The sequence below is a fragment of the Vibrio sp. 2033 genome (assembly GCF_033339735.1).
The window spans coordinates 1-902 of the sequence record NZ_JAWOVC010000170.1; the positions used below are offsets into that span (position 1 = coordinate 1).

The 902-nt window shown below is 44.3% G+C and carries 1 protein-coding gene and 1 pseudogene; both read left to right on the plus strand.

All coding sequences use genetic code 11. The features are described 5' to 3' along the window. A partial coding sequence (locus tag R7P74_RS25370; protein WP_318123409.1) for a S1 RNA-binding domain-containing protein occupies nt 1-476 on the plus strand: 476 nt, incomplete at its 5' end. 71 nt (nt 477-547) lie between these two features. Then, nucleotides 548-902, plus strand: a pseudogene (locus tag R7P74_RS25375) (AraC family transcriptional regulator); the annotation flags it as partial.

Below are 902 nucleotides of genomic sequence, written 5' to 3' on the forward strand. Positions count from 1 at the left end.
AGATCAACCACCGTATGCTAAAGGCGGTGATTCTAGATAAAGAACCAGTACAAAAACCTGACGATCAAGTGGGTGAAGAACTGGCACTGCACCGTAAGCACCACAAAATTGCAGAGCGTAACGTGTCTGATTGGCTATACGCACGTACTCTTGCGGATGAACCAAGCAAGCAAACTTGTTTCACAGGTGAGATTTTCGATATTAATCGTGCTGGTGCACGTGTTCGACTTCTCGAAAATGGTGCAGCAGCCTTTATTCCTGGTGCCCTGATTCTTGATAATAAAGAACGAATTGAGTGCAATGGCGACAACGGCACAATCTCTATCGATAAAGAGGTGGTGTACAAGCTGGGTGACACATTGGAAATCGTTCTTGCGGACGTTAACCAAGAAAACCGCAGTTTAGTTGCAAAGCCAACACAGGTATTTGCTGATCAACCAGCAGCACAAACAGAACAAACTGTAAGTGAAGAATAATACCGAATGAAGTTTAAAGGCGCTCGAATGAGCGCCTTTTTTATTTGTCATGGAAAACGATAAGAACGAATATGCCGAACATTGAGATCATTCGCTTTAACCACTTCACTGCTCGTAAAAGTGAACGTTACACCGCCACCCATAACGGCTTATATGTAGTAGAAGAAGGCGCATTAGTCGTCCACCAGCCAAATGGCGAACAATTTGAACTACAAGCTGGCGACTTTACCCTATACAACTCTTCTGACTTAAGAAGTGCAGAAGCCATACCTGGCGAGAATGGCTTTAAAGCTGTCGCGCTAGTCTTTGACATCAGCCTATTTTGCGAGTTTAAGAAAGCACACCCTGGATTGCATTCAGAAGCAGAACACCGACGCTTCTACCCTTTCTCGCCAGAATCCAATTCAGAAATCACACAGCTTAAGA